This is a genomic window from Cysteiniphilum marinum, assembly GCF_014857925.1.
In the GTDB taxonomy this organism is placed as follows: domain Bacteria; phylum Pseudomonadota; class Gammaproteobacteria; order Francisellales; family Francisellaceae; genus Caedibacter; species Caedibacter marinus.
The window spans coordinates 1-20,377 of the sequence record NZ_JACYVZ010000015.1 but is presented as its reverse complement, the minus strand read 5'-3'; the positions used below and the strand labels follow the sequence as shown (position 1 = coordinate 20,377).

The 20,377-nt window shown below is 39.7% G+C and carries 17 protein-coding genes; 8 read left to right on the top strand and 9 right to left on the bottom strand.

The window, feature by feature from the left end; translation table 11 throughout:
• Positions 1-39: 39 nt before the first annotated feature.
• Entirely contained in the window at positions 40-1,284 is a 1,245-nt protein-coding gene (locus IE867_RS08120) for a dicarboxylate/amino acid:cation symporter (protein WP_192484225.1), read from the bottom strand.
• Positions 1,285-1,439: 155 nt separating this feature from the next.
• Entirely contained in the window at positions 1,440-2,825 is a 1,386-nt protein-coding gene (locus IE867_RS08115; RefSeq protein WP_192484266.1) for an APC family permease, read from the bottom strand.
• Positions 2,826-3,063: 238 nt separating this feature from the next.
• Here IE867_RS08115 and IE867_RS08110 point away from each other — a divergent pair, with 238 nt between their 5' ends.
• Genes IE867_RS08110 through IE867_RS08100 form a run of 3 tightly spaced genes read left to right on the top strand, consistent with a single transcriptional unit; the run spans position 3,064 to position 5,214 of the window.
• Positions 3,064-3,720 (top strand): thioredoxin fold domain-containing protein, encoded by a 657-nt coding sequence (locus tag IE867_RS08110; protein WP_192484224.1) that lies wholly within the window; start codon positions 3,064-3,066, stop codon positions 3,718-3,720.
• 4 nt (positions 3,721-3,724) lie between these two features.
• On the top strand, positions 3,725-4,114 hold the full coding sequence (locus tag IE867_RS08105) for a hypothetical protein (RefSeq protein WP_192484223.1): 390 nt from the start codon (positions 3,725-3,727) through the stop codon (positions 4,112-4,114).
• Entirely contained in the window at positions 4,111-5,214 is a 1,104-nt protein-coding gene (locus IE867_RS08100) for an anhydro-N-acetylmuramic acid kinase (RefSeq protein ID WP_192484222.1), read from the top strand. Before IE867_RS08105 ends, IE867_RS08100 begins: the two co-directional genes overlap by 4 nt.
• Positions 5,215-5,241: 27 nt before the next feature.
• On the opposite strand, the gene IE867_RS08095 is transcribed toward IE867_RS08100, so the two are convergent.
• Both IE867_RS08095 and IE867_RS08090 read right to left on the bottom strand, forming a co-directional pair.
• A complete protein-coding gene (locus IE867_RS08095) occupies positions 5,242-7,602 on the bottom strand; it encodes a glycoside hydrolase family 18 protein (RefSeq protein ID WP_192484221.1) in 2,361 nt (786 codons plus the stop codon).
• Between the two features lie 81 nt (positions 7,603-7,683).
• The gene (locus tag IE867_RS08090) at positions 7,684-9,912 is read right to left on the bottom strand and encodes a glycoside hydrolase family 18 protein (protein ID WP_192484220.1); all 2,229 of its coding nucleotides are present in this window, start codon (positions 9,910-9,912) and stop codon (positions 7,684-7,686) included.
• A 317-nt stretch (positions 9,913-10,229) separates the two neighbouring features.
• On the opposite strand from IE867_RS08090, the gene IE867_RS08085 reads away from it, so the two are divergent.
• The gene (locus tag IE867_RS08085; RefSeq protein ID WP_192484219.1) at positions 10,230-11,591 is read left to right on the top strand and encodes a flavin monoamine oxidase family protein; all 1,362 of its coding nucleotides are present in this window, start codon (positions 10,230-10,232) and stop codon (positions 11,589-11,591) included.
• On the opposite strand, the gene prmC is transcribed toward IE867_RS08085, so the two are convergent.
• The 5 genes from prmC to IE867_RS08060 all read right to left on the bottom strand — a co-directional run bounded on the left by prmC (position 11,586) and on the right by IE867_RS08060 (position 15,577).
• A complete protein-coding gene (prmC, locus tag IE867_RS08080) occupies positions 11,586-12,434 on the bottom strand; it encodes a peptide chain release factor N(5)-glutamine methyltransferase (RefSeq protein ID WP_192484218.1) in 849 nt (282 codons plus the stop codon). The two genes, IE867_RS08085 and prmC, sit on opposite strands and share 6 nt — an antisense overlap.
• Complete coding sequence (gene prfA / locus IE867_RS08075) at positions 12,427-13,518, bottom strand: peptide chain release factor 1 (protein ID WP_192484217.1); 1,092 nt, start codon at positions 13,516-13,518, stop codon at positions 12,427-12,429. Before prfA ends, prmC begins: the two co-directional genes overlap by 8 nt.
• Before the next feature lies 1 nt (position 13,519).
• Positions 13,520-14,764, bottom strand: coding sequence for a glutamyl-tRNA reductase (gene hemA / locus IE867_RS08070; RefSeq protein ID WP_192484216.1), 1,245 nt, complete (start codon positions 14,762-14,764; stop codon positions 13,520-13,522).
• 211 nt (positions 14,765-14,975) lie between these two features.
• On the bottom strand, positions 14,976-15,323 hold the full coding sequence (locus IE867_RS08065; RefSeq protein ID WP_192484215.1) for a type II toxin-antitoxin system HicB family antitoxin: 348 nt from the start codon (positions 15,321-15,323) through the stop codon (positions 14,976-14,978).
• A complete protein-coding gene (locus tag IE867_RS08060) occupies positions 15,320-15,577 on the bottom strand; it encodes a type II toxin-antitoxin system HicA family toxin (protein ID WP_151194389.1) in 258 nt (85 codons plus the stop codon). The genes IE867_RS08065 and IE867_RS08060 overlap by 4 nt, the downstream gene beginning before the upstream one ends.
• Before the next feature lie 301 nt (positions 15,578-15,878).
• Here IE867_RS08060 and IE867_RS08055 point away from each other — a divergent pair, with 301 nt between their 5' ends.
• From IE867_RS08055 to IE867_RS08040, 4 genes are read left to right on the top strand one after another with little or no spacing between them, the layout of a single operon-like run.
• Positions 15,879-17,252: an extracellular solute-binding protein gene (locus IE867_RS08055; RefSeq protein ID WP_192484214.1), complete on the top strand. Its 1,374-nt coding sequence runs from the start codon at positions 15,879-15,881 to the stop codon at positions 17,250-17,252.
• Positions 17,253-17,255: 3 nt separating this feature from the next.
• Positions 17,256-18,140 (top strand): sn-glycerol-3-phosphate ABC transporter permease UgpA, encoded by an 885-nt coding sequence (gene ugpA / locus IE867_RS08050; RefSeq protein ID WP_192484213.1) that lies wholly within the window; start codon positions 17,256-17,258, stop codon positions 18,138-18,140.
• Entirely contained in the window at positions 18,137-18,994 is an 858-nt protein-coding gene (gene ugpE / locus IE867_RS08045; RefSeq protein ID WP_225629996.1) for a sn-glycerol-3-phosphate ABC transporter permease UgpE, read from the top strand. The genes ugpA and ugpE overlap by 4 nt, the downstream gene beginning before the upstream one ends.
• Positions 18,995-19,029: 35 nt before the next feature.
• On the top strand, positions 19,030-20,130 hold the full coding sequence (locus IE867_RS08040; protein ID WP_192484212.1) for an ABC transporter ATP-binding protein: 1,101 nt from the start codon (positions 19,030-19,032) through the stop codon (positions 20,128-20,130).
• Positions 20,131-20,377 lie beyond the last annotated feature (247 nt).

Sequence of the window (20,377 nt, the reverse complement as noted above, 5' to 3'; positions counted from 1 at the left end):
CAAGCCAATTGGCAGGGAATTGTGCTATTTGCTCATGATTTACGAGCGGTATATATTGCGATCAATTTGCTTTTCACTATTAGCAACAACCGCAGTAACAGAGATATCACCTGTGACATTCACAGCTGTTCTGACCATATCAAGAATGCGGTCAATACCGATAATAAGTGCAATACCCTCAACCGGTAAGCCGACTTGGGTTAATACCAGCGTTAACGTAATTAAACCAATACCAGGGACACCCGCAGTACCAATTGAGCTTAAGGTAGCGGTGAGTATGACCATAAGATACGCGCCTAAACTTAAGTCAATGTTGTATATATGTGCGATAAACACGGTAGCCACACCTTGCATAATGGCAGTACCATCCATATTGATCGTAGCACCTAAAGGAATCGTGAAGCTTGCGACTTTATTGTTAATGCCAATTTCTTTCTCAGCGGTTTCTAATGTTACTGGTAAGGTCGCGTTACTACTTGCTGTAGAGAAGGCAAATAATTGCACGCGCAGCATTTTCTTAAAGAAGGTAATCGGGTTGAGACGTGCTAATATGCCCACAAGAATGCCATTGGTAACAAAAAGATGGATAAACAGTACAATGAGTACGGTAAAGAAGTAACCCAATACATAAACAAATTTATCAAGATCAGTTGTGATGACAAGCTTAGCAATCAGGGCAAATACACCATAGGGCGTGAGTGCGATAATGATGCTTACAAGTGACATGATCACCTCATTAATATCATCAAACCAATGTTTGATCCGTGTACCAGCTTCTTTAGCAAAGTTAATGGCAATACCAAACAACAGTGCAAAGACGATGATTTGTAACAAACGCCCTTCTGCTAGTGAGTTAATGGGATTGGCTGTAAATAAGCTTAAAATGGTTTCCAAGAAGCTTTGCGCAGGTGCTGCATGAAAGCTCAAGTTTTCCGTTGAAATATTCGCACCTTTGCCAACTTGAAACAATATTGACACAACAATTGCCAGTGTGATGGCAATAGCAGTAGTGCACACATATAAAATAATCGTTTTGCCACCAATACGTCCTAAGGTTTTAGGATCAGCAACGTTGCTTGCACCACAAACAATAGATACAAAGACTAATGGGACAACAAGCATCTTCATCAAAGTCAGAAATATTTTCCCTATAAGATGTAGTACCCCGCCGGTGATATAGGTGTGAACCCAATAGCTATCAGCGAAGGGGTGAAAAATAAGCCCAACGATAATACCTAGCGCCATACCAATTAAGATGTTGCGAGTGAGTTTCTTGTTTGTCATGAGATCTCCCTTCTATCTTTATGCCTTTCTTATAGCACTATATACCGTTCATAAATCATTTGACAGTATTTCTGTCATTGAATTTTTCAACATTAAACACGGCAAAATGATGCACGAGCGGCATAGTATAAAAGTGGATTAATTCAAGCACAGAACTACTGCAATGGTTTACGCAACCAGGTCCATAAAAAGGGAATAAGAATAATGATAATATCAGCAATAACGATGGTCGTAACATAAGCATAAATATTTTGTATATGTGAAAAAGCCGGCGGAAAAATCCCTAAGAAAATACCACTCAAGCAAGCAAGGATACCAAAAATACAAATGGTATTTAAAAGCAGGTTGTTTTTGGAGCCAACATGAAAAATTCGCTCAATATGTGGTTCTTTATAACGTAAACGCATGGCAGCAGCAAATACCAGAATCCACATGAAAACTGTAAATTGTGATGTTAATGCGATCAATAATGCAAAGGCAGATTGAATCGTTGGCATAAACAAAAATACAAAGGATAGCAGGCTACCAATAATACCTTGAATCAACAGTACATTGGTTGGCATGTGATTGTTGTTAAGTTTGGCAAAAGCTTGAGGTAAAAGTTTCTGTTGAGCGACTTCTTGCATGGCGCGAGCAGGCCCTAACATCCAAGTGCTTAATGCTGCGATCATGCCAACGACGATAAGTAAGGCTATAAGTCCTTGAAATTCACCAAGACCGGCAAGATTAAGTACGGCACTAATCCCTTGAATTAATCCACTCATAGGGTTAATTGAGTTTTGAGGTGTGATAATCACTAACGCAAGGGTTGAGATGATCGACAGTAGCACAATAATCACAATTGATAAGATCATTGCTCGGGGAATACTGCGTTTGGGTTTTTGCACATTTTTAACATGGAAGCTTGTTGCTTGAATGCCTGAATAGCTTGCCAAAGTTTTGACAAATAGCGCAAAAGTCACAAATGATAACTCGGGTAACCAATTATGGAAATGGTTAAAGTGAGCATTATCTTGTCCCATGATCAGAAAATAAATCGCACCAGCAAGTAACAATACCCCAGGTAAAATCATGCCCAACAGTGCACCGATGACATTAAGAATAACAATTCGTCGCATGGGTAAACAGTTAAACAGGGTTAATAACCAGAAAATGGTAAGCATAGTAAGACAAAGTGTGAGCTTACTATGCTCGATCTGATCAAAGCCGATATAAACAATCGTTGCCGCAATTGCTGAGAGGCTTGCTGGGAAGCTTATGACATTATTAAACCATTCCATCCAGATTGCGATTAAGCCAGTTTTTTCACCAAATGCACGCTTCACCCAAGTGTATACGCCACCATTGTCTTTTACTAACATGCCACCTAATTCAGCACAGACTAGAGCGCTCGGAATCAGAAAAAAGATGGCAGCTAAAAGATAAAAGAAAATAGAGGCCAGGCCAATGGTTGCCATAAAGGCGATGGAGCTCAGGCTAATGATTGCAGTGATATTCATGAGTGTCAATTTCGACACTGTCAGTGTTTTATCGTAAGACATAAATTTAAATGTGCTATAAATATTAGGCGCTATCTTGCCGTATAAAAAATAAATAGCAAGTTGAGATATGCATTTGTAAATGCGTTTACTTATACCCATCGTAAATCATTTTACGGTGTTTGGTTGTAACGTAGTTTATGATGGGTAATAGAATAAATTCAGCAAGAAAAAGTGGCTAAAATAGATGAAATTCGCTAGGCTTTAGCTTACTTTTGATTGGATGAAATGGACTGAATTTATGGCAAGACGTATATTACTGCTATTGGTTACATTGATTATTATTTTGGGTGGTGCGTATTACTTTTTTGGTGCGCATGACAAAGGAAGTAATAAGGCACAAAAGATCGATTTAAACTCAATTGATCCAGCGGCTCAAAAACTATATCAAGCATTGCAAACAGCAAACTTCATTGAGCAGGGTGCAAAAACGGCAGCGCGCAATATGTATGTGATCTTTGATCCTAATTGCATGTTTTGCCATGCATTATTTGAGGCAACTCAAAAGCAAGTGGATGCTGGCAATTTAGCAATTCGCTGGGTACCCATTGGTATTATCAAGCGTTCAAGCCCCTTAAAAGCCATGGCTATTTTAAGTGCAAAATCACCGCTTGACGCACTAAAGCAAAATGAAAGTGGTTTTAATTATGCTAAAGAGGAAGGTGGTATCACACCAGTGACTGATCCGACAAGCAAAGAAATTGAGCAATTTAATCATAATATGACGATTTTAAAAGGATTGATTAACTCAGTGCCTGTCGTGGTATATAAAAACGCAGCAGGTCAAGCAAGAATAAGTGGTGGTGCGTTATTACCCTTAAAAGCCGATAATGCGGCATTGACAGAGAATGAGCGGAAAGTCGATGTGTTTATAAAAAGCGTTGCAAAAAGTTGGTAAGTAGATGATTGTATTTGTTATTTATGCCGTTGTGTTGGCATTTTTGTGGATTAAAACCTTAACTTCAAGTTGTGCCAGTAATGATGATCATCAGATCAGTTACTTTCTTGAGCAAAAATATCTTAAGATCAAACGCTATAAGCAATATGGATTATTGTATATCGTGACGTTATTTTATTTGGTGTCTGTGTCAATGGTGTCAGCACGTTATATGCCGACAGAAAAACAAGTATTTACAAGTGCTACCTCACAGCTTAATAATGCGTGGCAGGTAATGCTCTCTTTTCCTTGGTGGTTGCAGTTGTTATTTTTTATCGCGCTTGTGTTATTTGTTGGTATGTTTGCATTACCTTTAGCTAATTATCTAAAAGATAAGAAGCGTAATAAATCATGAGTGGTAAGTATTATATTGGCATTATGTCTGGCACCAGTATGGATGCGATTGATTGTGCTGTCGTTGAGTTTAAAGGTGAGTTATTTAGTCTTAAAGCACAGCAAAGCTTCGCCTATCCTGCTGAGACTAAGGCGAGAATAAAAGATATTTTCGCGCAAGATTATCAATTATCGTTATTTGATTTTGGTGATTTAGACTATCAATTAGCCGAAAGCTATGCGCAGTGCGTTAAGCAAATGCTAATAGCAAATAACCTCAATGCAAAAGATATTATTGCCATTGGCTGTCATGGGCAAACGGTTTATCATCAGCCACAAGGTGTACGTAAGTTCAGTATTCAATTAGGTAGTGGTAATGTGCTCACGGCACTCACAGGTATTCCGGTTGTTAATGACTTTCGCAATAAAGATATGATTTTTGGTGGGCAAGGCGCGCCTCTCGTGCCGGCATTTCATCAAGCATTTTTTGCGGATAAAGATACGCCGCGGGTGATTCTCAACTTAGGCGGAATCGCTAATATTACTTGCCTACACCCTGAGAAAGCACTTATTGGTTTTGATACGGGACCTGCCAATACCTTGATCGATCAATGGATTCATAAGCATCGTGGTGAAGTTTATGATCAAGCGGGTCAGTGGGGGCGCGGTGGTATATTATTGCCAACATTATTAGATCAGTTAATGCAAGATCCTTATTTTGCGCAAAGTGCCCCTAAAAGTACAGGGCTTGAGTATTTTAATCTACAATGGCTAGAGAATCAGTTGTCTACCGACGAGCATATACAAGATGTGCAAGCAACCTTACATCATTTAACGGCGCGCTCGATTGCTGAGGCTGTTTTAAGGTATCAAGCAGATACTAAAGCGCTTTATGTCGCAGGTGGCGGTGCACGTAATGAGTTCTTGTTAAGCTTGCTTCGAGAATATTTACCAGATATCAATGTGCAGGCAATCAATGCCTTGGGCATTGACGAGGCGTGGATTGAAACAATTGCCTTTGCCTGGTTTGCTTATTGTCATATCAATAAGATAAAAATACCTTTTTCAATGACAACAGGAAGTACTAAAGATACTATTGCAGGAAGTTATCATGCTTGTTAATGCAGCTTATGTATGCATTTTGCATAATCACTTAAACCTCTGCTGCGAGTAATTGGCTAATTCATAGGCGTTGTCTCCAGTAACCTCTGTTGAGGGTGGTAATTTAGGTTGGTTAATTGCCCAGAACATGCTGCCGCCATATGGAATGCTGGCAATATGATCGATCACTGATTTATCAATGTCCATGCCTTCCCAGACACCGCCTGCGGCTTGTCCACCGGGTTCAAAGCCCATCACGATTTTTGATTTATCGATATGTTGGGCAAATGTGTCAAATACATCTTTGTATACAGGCATTGACCATGTTTCACCATTTGGCATATCATTTGGACCCACGTCATATGCCATGATATTGACCCAATCAACAACGGCATTAAGTGAGCTATTACGTGCTTTTAACCAGTTGTTAATCGCTAAACCTTCGCCATCAGATGCAAAGTCCGAGAAGCCATAATCTTTGGCATTTTCCATAAACGCATTAAAGCGGGTTGTGTAACCAATTTGCTTGTCTTGCATACCTGCTTTATCAAGCGCTTGTCTAAGTTTTAATAAAGTTTCAGCTAGTGTATCAAGTTGCTGCTTGGTGATCGTTTGATCTTGACTTAAATGCTCCCAGTCAAAATCAACACCATCTCCAGAGAGTTTAAGTAACTCAACAACTTTATTGACAAAGGCATCAATTTGCTCTGGCTTAATCGTTTGTGTCAGATCTGACCAACCACCAATTGCCCAGATAAATTTACCATTATTGTTATGCACTGCTGTGATTAAGGCATCTACTTTTGCGCGTTGCCATTCGTGATCATTTAACCAAAGTGGATCTGTTTTGGTCATTACTTTCATGACATCAGCTTGTGTCATTGATTCATATATGGCTTGCCCGTCCCAATAAGCAGCTTGTGGATTATCTGGGTTGGGTGATTTAGCAAGGGTTAAGAACGAATAAAGCACATGTGTATATGGCTTGATATCATTACTGTAATAAGCAGGATCATGAGCGCTAGTTGAGCCTTGTGGACGTAGTGCGCCCTTCCAATTTTCCCAATAACCAGTAATAAACTGCTTAGTTGTTGGTACAGGAGATTTGTTAAATGCTAATGCTATTGGTGTGGTTTTATTTTCGCTTATTGAAATCGTCTGCGGATTATCAAGACTATAGCGATAACCATCTACGGTAAATGTGTTGGCTGTGACGTTATAGGATTGATTGGCTGCTAAATTCATTAAATACGCTTTATCATCAGAAACTTCTAGGTCATGCGTTTCTTTATCTTCACCTGTGAAATAGACTGTCGCAGTATGACCTTCAAGTCCTGTAGCACTAACTTCAGCTGTGCCAGTAGGAACTGGTGTTTCTGTATAGGACATCTGAATGGTTTTTTGTCCTTGGCTCATATTGATATCAGCCTCGGATTTGCCATCAAAGGTAAAACTATATTTGTATCGTGAGCCTGTCATTGGATCTGCACTCAATACATAATCAGTGTTTTTATCTAAAACAAAAGTTGACTTGTCATTCCAGCTAATTTCTTGATGTGACGTACTCTGTGTTTGTTTGTTTAAAAGATTCAGTGTAACACTATCATGTGTGACATCAGCCGGTTGTGCTCGATGCAATGTGACAATAAGCTCAGCACTTTGGTCTTTATAAGACACCTGTGCGCTTGCTTGTGGGTGGTCTTTTGATAAGTTCACAAGACTAGGAACCATGGTGATCTCAAGTGTTTTGCCATCAACAATAGCTGATGCGCTTAAGTTGTACTCACCATAAGGGATATCTTTGACAGTCGCAGTTGTCGTAAAATCGATGGTTGTTGTATAGCCTGTATTTTTACCGGTAATGGTAACTTTAGTATTTTCAGGCAACGGATCAGAACCTTCGGCAATGCTAAAATGCATTTGACCTTTTTGCTCAATTGGTGTGTCACCATGTGGGTAAAAGGCAGATGAAATAATATTTTCACCTTTGACAGGATTGCTGCTCCAAACCAACTGGGCATTGGCAGGCATTGTTGTCTTTGGTTTCCACCACTGGCTACCTTCTTGGAATTTATCAAATTTAAAGGTGGCCACTTTATTGTCACCCAATTGTGTTGTGCTGTTGGTGGTGGCAGGCCAAGCGATAGCAAATGTTGGCGATAAAACATAGGCGCCAGCATAAGAAGTGTTGGCAGTGATCTTAAGCGCGGCATCTCTTAGATCGATATCCTTATTACAGAGATTAGTCAGTGTCAAGCTCGTTGCTTGCCATGGATCAGGGTATTGAGTGCCTGCATTAAGCTTAACCTGCATACAGCTTAGAGGTTCTGGTGCTGATAGTGCAAATGCGGAGCTACTTAAAAGGGTGGTGAGTATCGCACTTGAAATAAGTTTCCTTGATAGTGTCATGATGTTTCTCCTTATGATTGATTTAACTAATGTACTATTTGTCATACTGACAAAAGGTTGTATAAATAGTGCGTTGGTTGACTATCTTAGTGATTTTTTTACACCATTAACCCAACTCCAACCCTGATAAGCATCAGAGTTTAGAATCCAGGTCATTAATCCGCCATATTGATTGTATTGCTTCAAACCACCTTGCGTAATGTCCTGATTAATATCTTTCGGGTTGTATAAACCAACACCTGAACAACTGGCATCCGCCAAACACTGTCCTTGTCGATAAGCTTGCTCGCTGACACTTGGCGCTTTGTAATTTGGCACGCCTAAAATGATCTTGGTATTAAGAGGTACGCTAAAAGCATTTTCCGGCACACCTGGCATTTCAGCACGTGTTTGTGGGCTTAATAGCTTGAATGTCATTGATAAAAACCCAGTATCAAAACCTTTTAAACCAGCAAAGTTTGCACCACCATATTGGTTATATGTTTGGATGAAAACAGCGTCAAAGTTGGCATGTTGCATAAATTCTTGTGTATACATTTGCTCAGCAAATTTTGCACTTCCTGATGCCCATTTACCTGAACCATACCAACCAGAGATTTGAGGTGCAGCCGTTAAATATAAATCTTTACCAGTCTTTTCCTTGAAAATGGCTCTCATGGCATTGATGTAATTGGTAAGGTTTTCATCAGTAGCAGTTGCATTTGGGTGCTCGACATCAATATCTAGCCCATCAAAGTGATGATCTGCTAAAAACTGCCCCATTTTTTGCCCTGCAAGTCTTGCTTTATCACCAGTTAGATCAGGATCAAAGTAGTTCTCAGCACCACCGATTGATAATAATGCAATGCCATTATGGTTGTGTATAACATTCAGTTGGTTTGGCAGATCTTTGAGCATGCTGTCTAAGAAGTTTACCAGAAATGGCTCACCATCGGATTTTTGACCAGCAAATGCGTAAACAAAAACGTTATAACCTTTTTCAGCTGCAGTTTTGATCATCGCAGTGGTTGTTGCGGGTTGACTTGGCCATGGGGCATCATACCCTCGGACATAACCAACAATGGCTTGATCTGGCCATTGATTGCTGACTTGGTGATAGTTGATGTTAATCGTTTGAGAGTCACCTGAAGCGATAAAGCTTGTAGGAGTAATCTCGGCACCATAACCAGCAATTGCTGATAAAGTAACTGTCCATGTTTGATCATCTTGTGGAATATCGATGTCATGTGGGTCGTTGTTGTTTATTTCGAGTGTTCTTGTATCACCTTTATTATTTGTGAGTGTCAACGTAGCTTCTTTGCCCTCAGGGAAATGGTGCACTGTAATTGAGACTTGTTCACTTGGTTGTACTTTTTGTGTATAAGTAACTTGAGCATTGGTTGTTTTGCCATTATTAACGGTTAATGCGTAGGGCGATTCTGCTGTATAAATAAAGCCATCATCAACATAAGTTTCGGCTTCTAGTGTATAAACTTGGCCGTCTTTGGTCGTTGGCAGATGTTGAATAAGTGTTGATTGATCAAAGCTTAGCGTGCCTTGATCGATGACTTTGCCCTCAGTATTCTTCAATTGATAGCTAGGTTTGATAGCATGAGAGCCTGGTGTTGATGCCTTGATTTTAATATTACCTTCTAAAACGGGTTCGGGCGCTTCATAGCTAATCTCAACCGTTTGAGTTTCATTGTTGGATAATTGAAATGTGCTCGGGCGTGCAACTCCTTTGCCTTTTTCTAGTGCAGGTACGTTAACATTGAAGTTTGCCTGTTTGCCAATAAATTCAACGTGTAGTTGAGCAGTTTTTCCCCACGAGGTGTCACGCACCTCACCAACCAGTGTATCATTTTGATAAATTTGCACTGTTGCTAGCTCTTGCCCCTCAAGATAAGCAGGCTTCTCTGGGAGTTGAACTTTAATCGTGCCTTTAGATTTCTCCTGTGTATTTGCACTGACGGTGATGCGAGCTGTCTTGGCACTAAATGGAACGCTAGGCGCATTAATTCCAAAGCTTAAATTGTTTGACCAAGTGTTAACGGAGTTGACTTTACAGGTCGTTTTAAATTGATCAATATTGCTGCAATTTCCTAGGGTGAGCGATCCCCAGCTAGAGTTAATGCCTGTTGTTGCAATAGAGGTTTCTATTGTTAACTCATCACCTGATTTAACGTTAAGCGTATCGGCGTTTACAGGTAAATCAACGCCTTGATACCACCCGCCTTGTGGAATGTCGATGTTTGCTGTATAGCTTGAGGCATAAACATTTGCCGATAAACAGGTGGCAAATAGTATAGTTAAGGATTTAAATTTTGGCATGGTAAGCTCCTGTTTTTATTTATATATTAAATACGCTGACTTATCGGATGTGCAGGCTGGTTTAAATAAGTGCGTCATTGCAAAATGTCAGATCATTATATAAGCGACTTGCTGGGCTGTTTAGTGTACTAAGTCTATATTTTGTGTGCGCATGTTGATCTTTTTCATTGAGATAATGACTGTGTATTTATTGTGATAAATATGGAAAATTGACTGTGTTGAATAATGCTTGAAAATGAACTGTATGCTAAGAAATACTGCCACATAGTCAAGTGCTCAGATATACTAGTTTAGGTAAATATCAGAAGGATAGATTTATGCAAGTATATGATGTCATTGTTGTGGGTAGCGGTGTTGCGGGTCTTGCTGCAGCCAACAATCTCATGTTAAATGGTTTTGATGTATTGGTGCTTGAAGCGCGTGATCGTGTCGGTGGACGCGTGCACAGCCAATGTTTTGCCGATGCAGTGATTGATCTTGGTGCTTCATGGATTCATGGTGTACAAGAAAATCCAATTACTCGCTTAGCGAAGAAGCACAATATCAGTACATGGCGCTCACAGATGTGCGGACCTTCGCCTGATAATATTGTGCATCGTGAGATGTATGATCAGGAGTTTAATGCATTAAGCCATGAGCAAAAGTTAAAAATCGCTAATTGGATGGCTGATTTTCTTGATTATCTTGAAGCGGTGAAAATCGATGAGGAAAGTCATTTAAGATCTATTGCGGATATCAAGCGGCAGTTTATTGTTGATCATCAGATTACTAAAGAAGATATACTCTATATTGACTATATTGCTGATACATTGTTTTTATATGAATATGCGATTGAGGCAAAAGAGCTCTCGGCTGAAAGTCATCATGCTGATATTGATTTTGCTGGAAGTGATCGACTATTTCCAGAAGGGTATGCGCAAATCGCTGATCTATTGGCGAAGCATTTGGAGATTCGTTTCAGTGATCCTGTGCAAAATATCGACTACAGTGGTGATCTAGTACAGGTATCGACTTCGACAAAACAATACCAAGCAACCTATGTTTTGGTCAGCGTACCATTAGGTGTATTAAAACATGCCGATATTGGCTTTAATCCTTATTTGCCTCAAGCCAAGCGTAAATCCATTCAGCAGCTTGAAATGGGCGTGTTAAATAAAATTTATCTTGAGTTTGAAGAAGTGTTCTGGGATAAAGAAGCGCAGAGTATTGCTTGTTTGTCACCAGAGCATCGCATTGCGCGTGAGATGATGAACTTTTATCCTTTAACGAAAAAACCAATTTTAATGGCATTTACGGCAGGCGTTGTTGGTAAACAGCTTGAGCAATTAAGCGATCGTGAGTTATTAGCATTAATTATGGACTCGTTAAAACATATGTACGGTGAAAACTTGCCAAGACTTAAAAATCACTGCATTACGCGCTGGGCAAGTGATGAGTATAGTTATGGTTCTTATTCTTATTTGCCAGTTGGGGTGAAGGCAAAACGTCGGCAAAAATTGGGTAAACCGGTTGATAATAAACTGTTCTTTGCCGGTGAGGCAACGTCATTTTATTTCCCGTCAACGGTGCATGGCGCCTTTTTAAGTGGTGTACGCTCAGCGTATCAGATCCTGCAAATCGATTTATTAACTGAAGACGTGCGTAAACGTACAGCGATTGTTGAGGATCCTTATTTATAGTGAACTCTCGGCACTGGTTGCGCGAATATGCCCATTTAAATCATGATAATGTTGGATGTTTTTATAATCATAAGCGCTAAAGATGTCGTGAACACTTTGTGCCTGTTGAAAGCCATGTTCGATAATCATAAAGCCATTTTCTTTTAAGTGTGCTTTGCCATGACAAACAATGTGCTCTATATCAGCTAGCCCATTGTTTTTGGCAATCAGTGCGGTGCTTGGTTCATATTGACGAACATGCGCGCATAGTGCGGGATCTGATTGATCAATATAGGGTGGGTTGGAGACAATAATATCAAATTGTTCATTAGCAACTGGCTGATACCAGCTGCCCTGCAAAAGCTTCACATTATCTAATTGGTAATGATCTTTGTTGTGAGCGGCAATTTTAAGCGCATGTTCGCAATAATCAATAGCAGTTATTTGCCAAGCGGGTCGGGCATGAGCAAGGCTTAAGGCAATTGCGCCACTGCCTGTACCTAAATCAAGCACTTGCGGTTTAGTGTGTTGTGTGAACTTATTAAGAATGGTTTCAATCAGTACTTCAGTATCCGCGCGTGGGATCAATGTGTGCCTATCAACAAGGAATTCAAGATCCCAAAAAGCTTGCTTACCTGTCAAATAAGCAATGGGCTCACCCTGTAAGCGTCTCATGAATAGTTCACTAAACTGTTGAAACTCATCTTCATTTAAAGACTTTTCTGACCAAGTGTATAAATAACTAGTTGATACCTTTAATACATGACAAAGTAAGACTTCAACATCAATTCGTGCGCTATCAGAAGTTGACTCAAGTTGTTTGCTATAGGTTGCTAGAATAGCTTGAATGGTATTATTAGGCATTTTCTTCAGACATTTGTACAAGTAGATCGGCTTGATATTCATGTACAAGTGGCTGAATTACCGAACCTAAATCACCTTGCATGACTTCTTCAAGCTTGTAAAGAGTCAAATTAATGCGATGATCAGTGACGCGCCCTTGCGGATAATTGTAAGTGCGAATACGTTCAGAGCGATCGCCGCTACCAACAAGGCTCTTACGTTGGCTAGATTGCTCGTATTGTTGCTTGTCAATCTCAGCTTGTAAGAGCCTTGCTTTAAGCATTGACATGGCTTGTGCGCGGTTTTTATGCTGTGAGCGTTGGTCTTGACACTCAACAACAACACCAGTAGGGATATGTGTGATACGAATGGCCGAATCTGTTTTGTTAACATGCTGACCACCAGCACCTGAAGCGCGAAAGGTATCTACTTTTAGATCTGCAGGGTTAATATCAATCCCTTCAACCTCATCAGCCTCTGGCATAATGGCGACAGTACAAGCTGAGGTGTGCACACGTCCCTGTGATTCTGTTTCTGGTACGCGTTGCACGCGATGTGCACCTGATTCAAACTTAAGTTGAGAGTAGACATTCTCGCCTGAGATTTTACTAATAATTTCTTTGAAACCACCATGTTCACCATCACTTTGGCTGACAATCTCAATGCGCCAACCTTGAGTTTCGGCATAGCGGCTATACATTTTAAATAAATCGCCTGAGAAAATAGCGGCCTCATCACCGCCTGTGCCTGCACGAATCTCAAGAAATACGTTGGCACCATCATTAGGATCTTTAGGTAATAATAAAATCTCAAGTGCTTTGCTTAAGCTATCAATTCGCTCTTCAGCGTCATTAAGCTCCTCTTTTGCCATTTCCTTCATTTCAGGATCGCTTTCTTTGAGCATTTCATTGGCACTTTCAATATCATCATGTGCTTGCTCATAAGCTTTAAATGTTGCAACTAAAGGCTCTAACTGTGCATATTCTTTGGATAGATCGCGAAATTTATTCTGATCACTAATAACATCAGCTTCACCCAAGAGAGCTGCAATTTCTTCATGGCGTTCGATTAAGCCTTGTAATTTTCGTTTGATTGAGTCTTTCATTTTATAGTCCAGTGTTTAAGCCAAAAATTTCTTCAGCTAAGTTAAGCATATCATTGCGCCCTTCAACGGCAGCATTTCTCAGTGACACGCTTGGCGTATGTAGCCATTTGTTTTTAACATTATGGGCAAAGCGTGCTAGCACCATTTTAGGGTCTTCGCCATTTTCTAAGCGCTTAAGACAACGATTGAGCTCATCATCAATCATGTCTTTGGTTTGATTGCGCATGGCTTTGATCGTGTTATCGGAAAGAATAGCTTTTTCTTGATTAATATAATCATCTAGACCTTTTTCAATCCATTTCTCAGCACGTAATGCCGCTTTTTCACGCAATGTTTTATTGTTTTGAATAAGTCCTTGAATATCATCAACACAGTAGGTAGTTATATTATCTATTTGATCGAATAATGGATCAATGACACGTGGCACCGATAGATCAATTAGTGTTTTAGGATTTGTATTGGTTAGCATATCAGTTGTCAAAATCAGCTCACGTGAGCTGACGGCACTAACAATAATATCAGCTTGCTTAGCAAGGCTGCTAAGCTCGGATAATGAAAAGGCTTCAGCATGATGCTCAGTTGCCAGTTGTTTTGCTTTTTCTAGTGTGCGATTAACAATAATAAGGCGTTTTGGTGTCAGACTTGCTAAGTGTTTTGTCATAAGCATTGCCGTGCTTCCTGCGCCAATGACCATAATGGTTTTATCTTCAAAGTGACTCAAGCTTTGTTTGGCCAATGTCACTGCCGAAAAGGCAACAGAAACCGGACATTGCCCAATATTAGTATGAAATCTCACGCGTTTTGCAACTGAGAAAACCTTCTGCATTAAGCGATTAAGATCACCACCAAGGGTGTTATTGGCAAGTGCCTCCGCATAGGCATATTTGATTTGCCCCAATATTTGCGGCTCACCTAAAACCATTGACTCTAATCCACAGCTTAAGCGCATTAGATGATGAGCAACATGCGTATCTTGACGCACGATAAGAAAACTTTTCAAATCCAAATCATTACGTTTTGCCGATTGTTGCCACCAGTTGATAACATGATCTAAGTGTTTTAACTCAGAAATAACGGCATAGATTTCCGTGCGATTGCAGGTTGATAAAATAAGACATTGCTCAACGCCATGTTGTTCTTTTAGCGTTTTTAAATGTTGACCAAGGCGCTCATTGTCAAGGGTGAATGCACCGCGCACATCTAAAGAAGCCTTTTTATAGTCTATCGCTAAAGAAACTAACGTCATTCATTTACCTGCTTTGCTTATTATTCTCATTAATCGCATGAGTGACTTTTGCTTAAAACCATAATCACTATTTGATTTGTTGATTTACGGATAATAAGTGATAAGAGTTGCTCATGAAACTGGTCGGTATTGTAGCATAAAAAAAGAAAAGTGCTATGACTGGAAAAGCAACTAATGGTGCAGGTTTATCGGCATGTGGTTTAGATGGGTGTTATTGTGAGGAAAGCCTGCTTTTAATTTCGTGATCAATCGCTGTGTTGATGAACTCGTTTAGGGACTCACCATCTCTTTTCACAAAAAACACTTGTCTATGCCTATCAACACCAGTTCTTACATTAAATGATCCGCTATAAGACTTTTCAGGTGTGATATCATGTTCAGCGCAAAACTCCAGATAATCATCAACGGCATCTACAAATGCCTGCTTTAAGTCCTGATAGTTTTCCCCTTCATAAGAAACTGTGGCGTTAATATGCATAATTTCACCATGGAAAATGCCATCGTTATGATTAACTTTAATTGAACCTCTATAACCTTTGTATTGCATTGCGTTACTCATATAAGTCCTACCTTTTTAAGATACTCAATAACATTTTTAATTTGATATTCTTTTAGTGTTGGCTTCGGATGTGGTTTATGTAGCATCAGTGGTGGTGTTTCTTTGTTTAAATAAAAGCGTACACGTGAGCCACTTGTTTTACCTGCATTGCTCTCACTAAAACCAAAGCTTTTTAAAACTTTAGATAACTCTGCCCATGTCAAATCTTTTGGGCATGCTAGTAGTTTCTCGAGCGCTTTATCTATCTTAGTCATAAAAAGCAACTATATTTTAGTTGCTGTAAATATAATAGGATACTTGTGTTTTTGCAAGCTTATATCGCCTGTTCCCTGAATGGAGTCGAAGGGGGTCAAAATACAAAGCAAAAAATTCTGTAAAATGATTTGTGATGGGTATAAGTAGCTTTGACTAACGCTCAGCTAGCGATCATAGAATAAAGATTATGGATATGTTCACGATCATATTGGCTGACTATTTTTATTTGTTGTTATTGTCATAATTTTGTAACATGTTTTATTAATAATTCAGTATTTAAATTACGAGAAAGGGGATCTAATGCGCTATCTGTGCGTAGCTGTAGTGCTTGTCTGTGGGTTGTTATCACAAGCTGTCGCTGGTGATTTTTGGCAGAAAGCTAAGGCTGTATTTGAGGGAAAAAAGCAACAAGATGACAGGGTTCATCTGGTGTTATGGCATTCATTTGGAGGCTCACTTAACTATGCTTTAGATAAAATTGTCAATAAGTATAATCAAAGTCAGCATAAGTATTATGTTGAGGCGATTAATAAATCCAATTATCAAAACTCATTAACCGCAGCGGCAACAGCTTATCGTTCAAGCACACAACCGAATATGTTGGTGTCTTATGAAATTGGTACGGCAATGATGATTTACTCAAATGGTGCAGTTATTCCACTGTATGAGCTTGAAAAGATGACGGGTATTACGATCGATCAAAGTGATTTTTGGCCTGCGGTGAGTGGCTACTATAGTGTTGATGGTAAGCTTGCGGGCTTTCCTTTTAATAGTTCTTCACCTGTGCTTTTTTATAACAAAAAGGTTTTGGCTAAAGCGGGTGTCACACACCCACCGGTTACTTGGCAGGAGTTGACTAAAGCGGGGGAGAAGCTAATTCAATCAGGTCAGGCGTGTGCAATGACAGCTGCTTATCCATCATGGATTCTCTTGGAAGAGTTTAGTGCGTGGAATAATTTGGCATTTGCTAATGCGAACAATGGTTTTGATTCGATGAAGCCAAAACTTATATTTGACAATCAAACAATAGCGGATTTCTTAGCACAGCTTAAGGCTTGGCAAACAAAAGGTATTTTCCAATATGGCGGACGTTTAGGCTCTGCGGATACCTTATTCACCAGTGGCAAGTGTGCGATGATTTTGCAATCATCATCTTTGTTGGCAGATTATTCAAAATTACCAACATTCAAAGTGGGCGTGGCAAAAATTCCATTTTGGCAAACAAAAGATACACACAAGCCACAAAATACCATTATTGGTGGAGGAGCTATGTGGACGTTTGCATTACCTAAGAATACACCTAATGCGGATCTTATATATAAAGGTGTCGCATCCTTTTATCAATTCTTGGCACAACCCAAAATCCAAGCGCAATGGGCAATGGATACCGGATATGTTCCAGCCACCAAGTCAGCTTATGAGTTAATGCAAAAAGAGGGATATTATAAGAAAGACCCTAATGCATTGATCGCTGTTGAATCTTTAAATAATGCACCACCTAAACCTTATACCCTAGGCATTAGACTGGGTAATTTCCCGTTGATTCGTCAGGAAAATGACTCAATGCTTGAGCGTATTTTCTCGAATCAACAAAGTGTTGATGACGCACTTGAGGATGCAGTGGATAAGGGAAATAAGTTAATCAATCAGTTCTATAGACAAAATAAGGTTTAATTTATGCATCATCGAGGATTTTATAAGGCAGGATGGCTGCCTTATTTGTTGATATTGCCGCAACTGGTGATTACGCTGCTGTTTTTTATCTATCCGGCAATTCAAAGCATTATCAGTTCTTTTTATAGCAGCAATTTCTGGGGCACAGTGTCTCACTTTGTTGGGTTTGAGAATTATTGGGCTTTGTTAAGTGACGATAGTTACTTACAATCATTTATTACAACAGCAGTTTTCTCTGTTGCAGTGACATTTCTGGCGATGGGTTTTGGGTTGTTATTTGCAGTTCTGGTAATGCGAGTTATACGCGGCGCCAAGATTTACAAGACTTTTATTTTGTGGCCATATGCCGTAGCAACTGCTGTAACGGGTGTGTTATGGGGTTTTTTATTTAATCCAGCCGTGGGTGTTGTAACTTGGGTGTTGGCGCACTTTGGGGTTGATTGGAATTATTATAGCAATGGTACGCAAGCATTGATGGTTACCATCTTTGGTGCCTCATGGCAGCAAGTCAGTTATAACTTTATCTTCTTTCTAGCGGGATTGGCAGCGGTACCTAAATCCATGCTTGAAGCAGCGGCTATTGATGGTGCGGGCCCTATAAGGCGATTTTGGCAGATTACTTTTCCATTGATTTCGCCAACAACCTTCTTTTTATTAACGATCAATCTGGTGTATGCGTTTTTTGACACCTTCGGTATTATTGCGACGATGACGCAAGGAGGTCCCGCGGATTCAACCAATATCTTGGTGTATAACGTTTATGCTACAGGCTTTATCGGACAGCAAATTGGCAGCTCATCAGCGCAATCGGTAATATTGATGCTGATTATTATCATATTGTCGGTGATTCAATTTAAATATATAGAAAAGAAGGTGCATTACGCATGATGGTAGAAAGACGTCCTGTGCTGACATTTATGACGCACGCACTATTAATATTGGGCATTGTGATTATGTTGTTGCCAATTTATGTCGCATTTGTTACATCAACTCAATCGATTGAGACCTTAAACTCAGCAACGCAAGTGATTCCGATGTTGCCAGGGCATGAGTTTGCGACAAACTATCAAACAGCTTTAGTTGGAAGTAGTCAATATAATATCCCGCCGGCATTATTGCTGTTATGGAATAGCTTTTTAATGGCACTTGCAATTGCTGTTGGTAAGATTATCTTAGCGTTGATATCAGCATATGCTGTGGTTTATTTTAACTTTAGGTTTAAGATGCTATTCTTCTGGGCGATTTTTTTGACATTAATGTTGCCAGTGGAAGTGCGTATCGTGCCAACTTATGACATTGTGGTAAGTCTAGGGATGCTCAATACTTTTGCCGGGCTAACCTTGCCATTGATTGCTTCAGCCACGGCTACCTTCATGTTTCGTCAGTTTTTTATGACGATCCCGCGGCAATATGCAGAAGCTGCAGCCATTGATGGTGCCGGTCCCGTGCGCTTTTTTATTGATGTCGTGCTGCCATTATCTAAAACCAATATTGTCGCCTTGTTTATTGTGATGTTTATTTATGGTTGGAATCAATTTTTATGGCCACTCATTATCACATCAAGCGATCAAAGCTTGCATACGATCGTCATGGGGCTGATGCAGATTGCAGATACGCTAGGGCAAATCCCTAATTGGAACTTCATTATGGCAGAGGTTATGTTAGCAACGATTATTCCGGTATTGATTGTTGTGATTATGCAGCGCTGGTTTGTCAAAGGCTTAATGGAAACAGATAAATAGAGTAAATTAAGATAAATAAAATTAAGTAGAGCATTATGAGTTATTTAGTATTAGAGAATGTCATTAAATCTTATGGTAAGACGGAAGTTTTACACGATATTAATTTAGCGATTGAATCCGGTGAGTTTATTGTGATTGTTGGTGAGTCAGGTTGTGGTAAGTCAACGTTACTAAGAATGGTTGCAGGGCTTGAGAATACATCTTCAGGAAAAATCAGCTTGTGTGGTAATGATATTACACATAAAGAGCCAAAAGATCGGGATATTGCGATGGTATTCCAAAACTATGCACTTTATCCGCATATGAGTGTTTTTAATAATATTGCGTATGGTTTAAAAGTAAGAAAGACAGCCAAAGCCGAAATCCACAAACGCGTTGAAGAAATTGCCAAGCTTTTAAAAATCGATCATTTGCTTGATCGCAAGCCTGGTGCGCTATCAGGTGGTCAACGCCAGCGTGTGGCAATGGGGCGCGCGATTATCCGTAATCCAAAGTTGTTTTTATTTGACGAGCCATTATCTAACCTTGATGCCAAGCTAAGAGTTGAAATGCGGCTAGAGATAAAACGTCTACAGCAGCGACTTGGGATTACCAGTTTATATGTGACGCATGATCAAGTTGAAGCGATGACAATGGCAGATCGTATTGTGGTGCTAAACAAAGGTTATATAGAACAGTTTGCAACACCCAAAGAAATTTACCAAAAACCACGAAGCACATTTGTCGCAGGCTTTATTGGTGCGCCAGCAATGAATTTCCTAAATGCTAAGGTTGCTGAGCAAGGTATCATGTTGGATGATGGCGGTGTACTACCACTATTATTAAAGGGGGATAATCATTCAGGTCGTGAAATTATTATTGGTATTCGCCCAGAGCACATTGTATTAAAAGAGCTAAATGACGATATTGATCTTAGTGTCATTGTCGATATGGTTGAACACCTTGGTGGCGAAACCCTTATTTATGGTTGTGTGCAAAATAGTGACGCAAAAATCACAGTTAGAATGGATGGTTATTGGCAAGGTGATATTGGTCAAGCTGTACATTTACATGTTAAAAAAGAGCATCTTCATGCTTTTGATCGAAATACAAGGAAACGTATTGCCTTAAATAGAACAGTGGACTTGGTTGAATAACCACCGTATCAATCTCTTTTTAGGTTGTGTTTCAACCAAAATCCAATAAAAAGTTGTAAAAGTTAAAAAAGATAAAAAAAGGGGTTGCGGGGTTGTAATTGGTGTGTATAATGGCACCTCGTTCTCAGCGAGAATGTTCGCAAGAATGCCTTGGTAGCAAGGTTTTGAAGATGTTTAAAGAGATATAAAATGTAGATACTTAAATACTTTGAGCAAAAATTTTTGCGGGTTGTTAGTTCTTGTTTTT

Excerpts from the sequence above, each read along its gene's own strand:
- IE867_RS08110 (WP_192484224.1), top strand. The coding sequence starts at position 3,064 with ATGGCAAGACGTATATTACTGCTATTGGTTACATTGATTATTATTTTG.
- IE867_RS08085 (WP_192484219.1), top strand. The coding sequence starts at position 10,230 with ATGCAAGTATATGATGTCATTGTTGTGGGTAGCGGTGTTGCGGGTCTT.
- IE867_RS08105 (WP_192484223.1), top strand. The coding sequence starts at position 3,725 with ATGATTGTATTTGTTATTTATGCCGTTGTGTTGGCATTTTTGTGGATT.
- IE867_RS08100 (WP_192484222.1), top strand. The coding sequence starts at position 4,111 with ATGAGTGGTAAGTATTATATTGGCATTATGTCTGGCACCAGTATGGAT.
- IE867_RS08040 (WP_192484212.1), top strand. The coding sequence starts at position 19,030 with ATGAGTTATTTAGTATTAGAGAATGTCATTAAATCTTATGGTAAGACG.
- IE867_RS08120 (WP_192484225.1), bottom strand. The coding sequence starts at position 1,284 with ATGACAAACAAGAAACTCACTCGCAACATCTTAATTGGTATGGCGCTA.
- IE867_RS08060 (WP_151194389.1), bottom strand. The coding sequence starts at position 15,577 with ATGACTAAGATAGATAAAGCGCTCGAGAAACTACTAGCATGCCCAAAA.
- IE867_RS08065 (WP_192484215.1), bottom strand. The coding sequence starts at position 15,323 with ATGAGTAACGCAATGCAATACAAAGGTTATAGAGGTTCAATTAAAGTT.
- prmC (WP_192484218.1), bottom strand. The coding sequence starts at position 12,434 with ATGCCTAATAATACCATTCAAGCTATTCTAGCAACCTATAGCAAACAA.
- IE867_RS08095 (WP_192484221.1), bottom strand. The coding sequence starts at position 7,602 with ATGACACTATCAAGGAAACTTATTTCAAGTGCGATACTCACCACCCTT.
- IE867_RS08115 (WP_192484266.1), bottom strand. The coding sequence starts at position 2,825 with ATGTCTTACGATAAAACACTGACAGTGTCGAAATTGACACTCATGAAT.
- ugpE (WP_225629996.1), top strand. The coding sequence starts at position 18,137 with ATGATGGTAGAAAGACGTCCTGTGCTGACATTTATGACGCACGCACTA.
- ugpA (WP_192484213.1), top strand. The coding sequence starts at position 17,256 with ATGCATCATCGAGGATTTTATAAGGCAGGATGGCTGCCTTATTTGTTG.
- IE867_RS08055 (WP_192484214.1), top strand. The coding sequence starts at position 15,879 with ATGCGCTATCTGTGCGTAGCTGTAGTGCTTGTCTGTGGGTTGTTATCA.
- prfA (WP_192484217.1), bottom strand. The coding sequence starts at position 13,518 with ATGAAAGACTCAATCAAACGAAAATTACAAGGCTTAATCGAACGCCAT.
- IE867_RS08090 (WP_192484220.1), bottom strand. The coding sequence starts at position 9,912 with ATGCCAAAATTTAAATCCTTAACTATACTATTTGCCACCTGTTTATCG.
- hemA (WP_192484216.1), bottom strand. The coding sequence starts at position 14,764 with ATGACGTTAGTTTCTTTAGCGATAGACTATAAAAAGGCTTCTTTAGAT.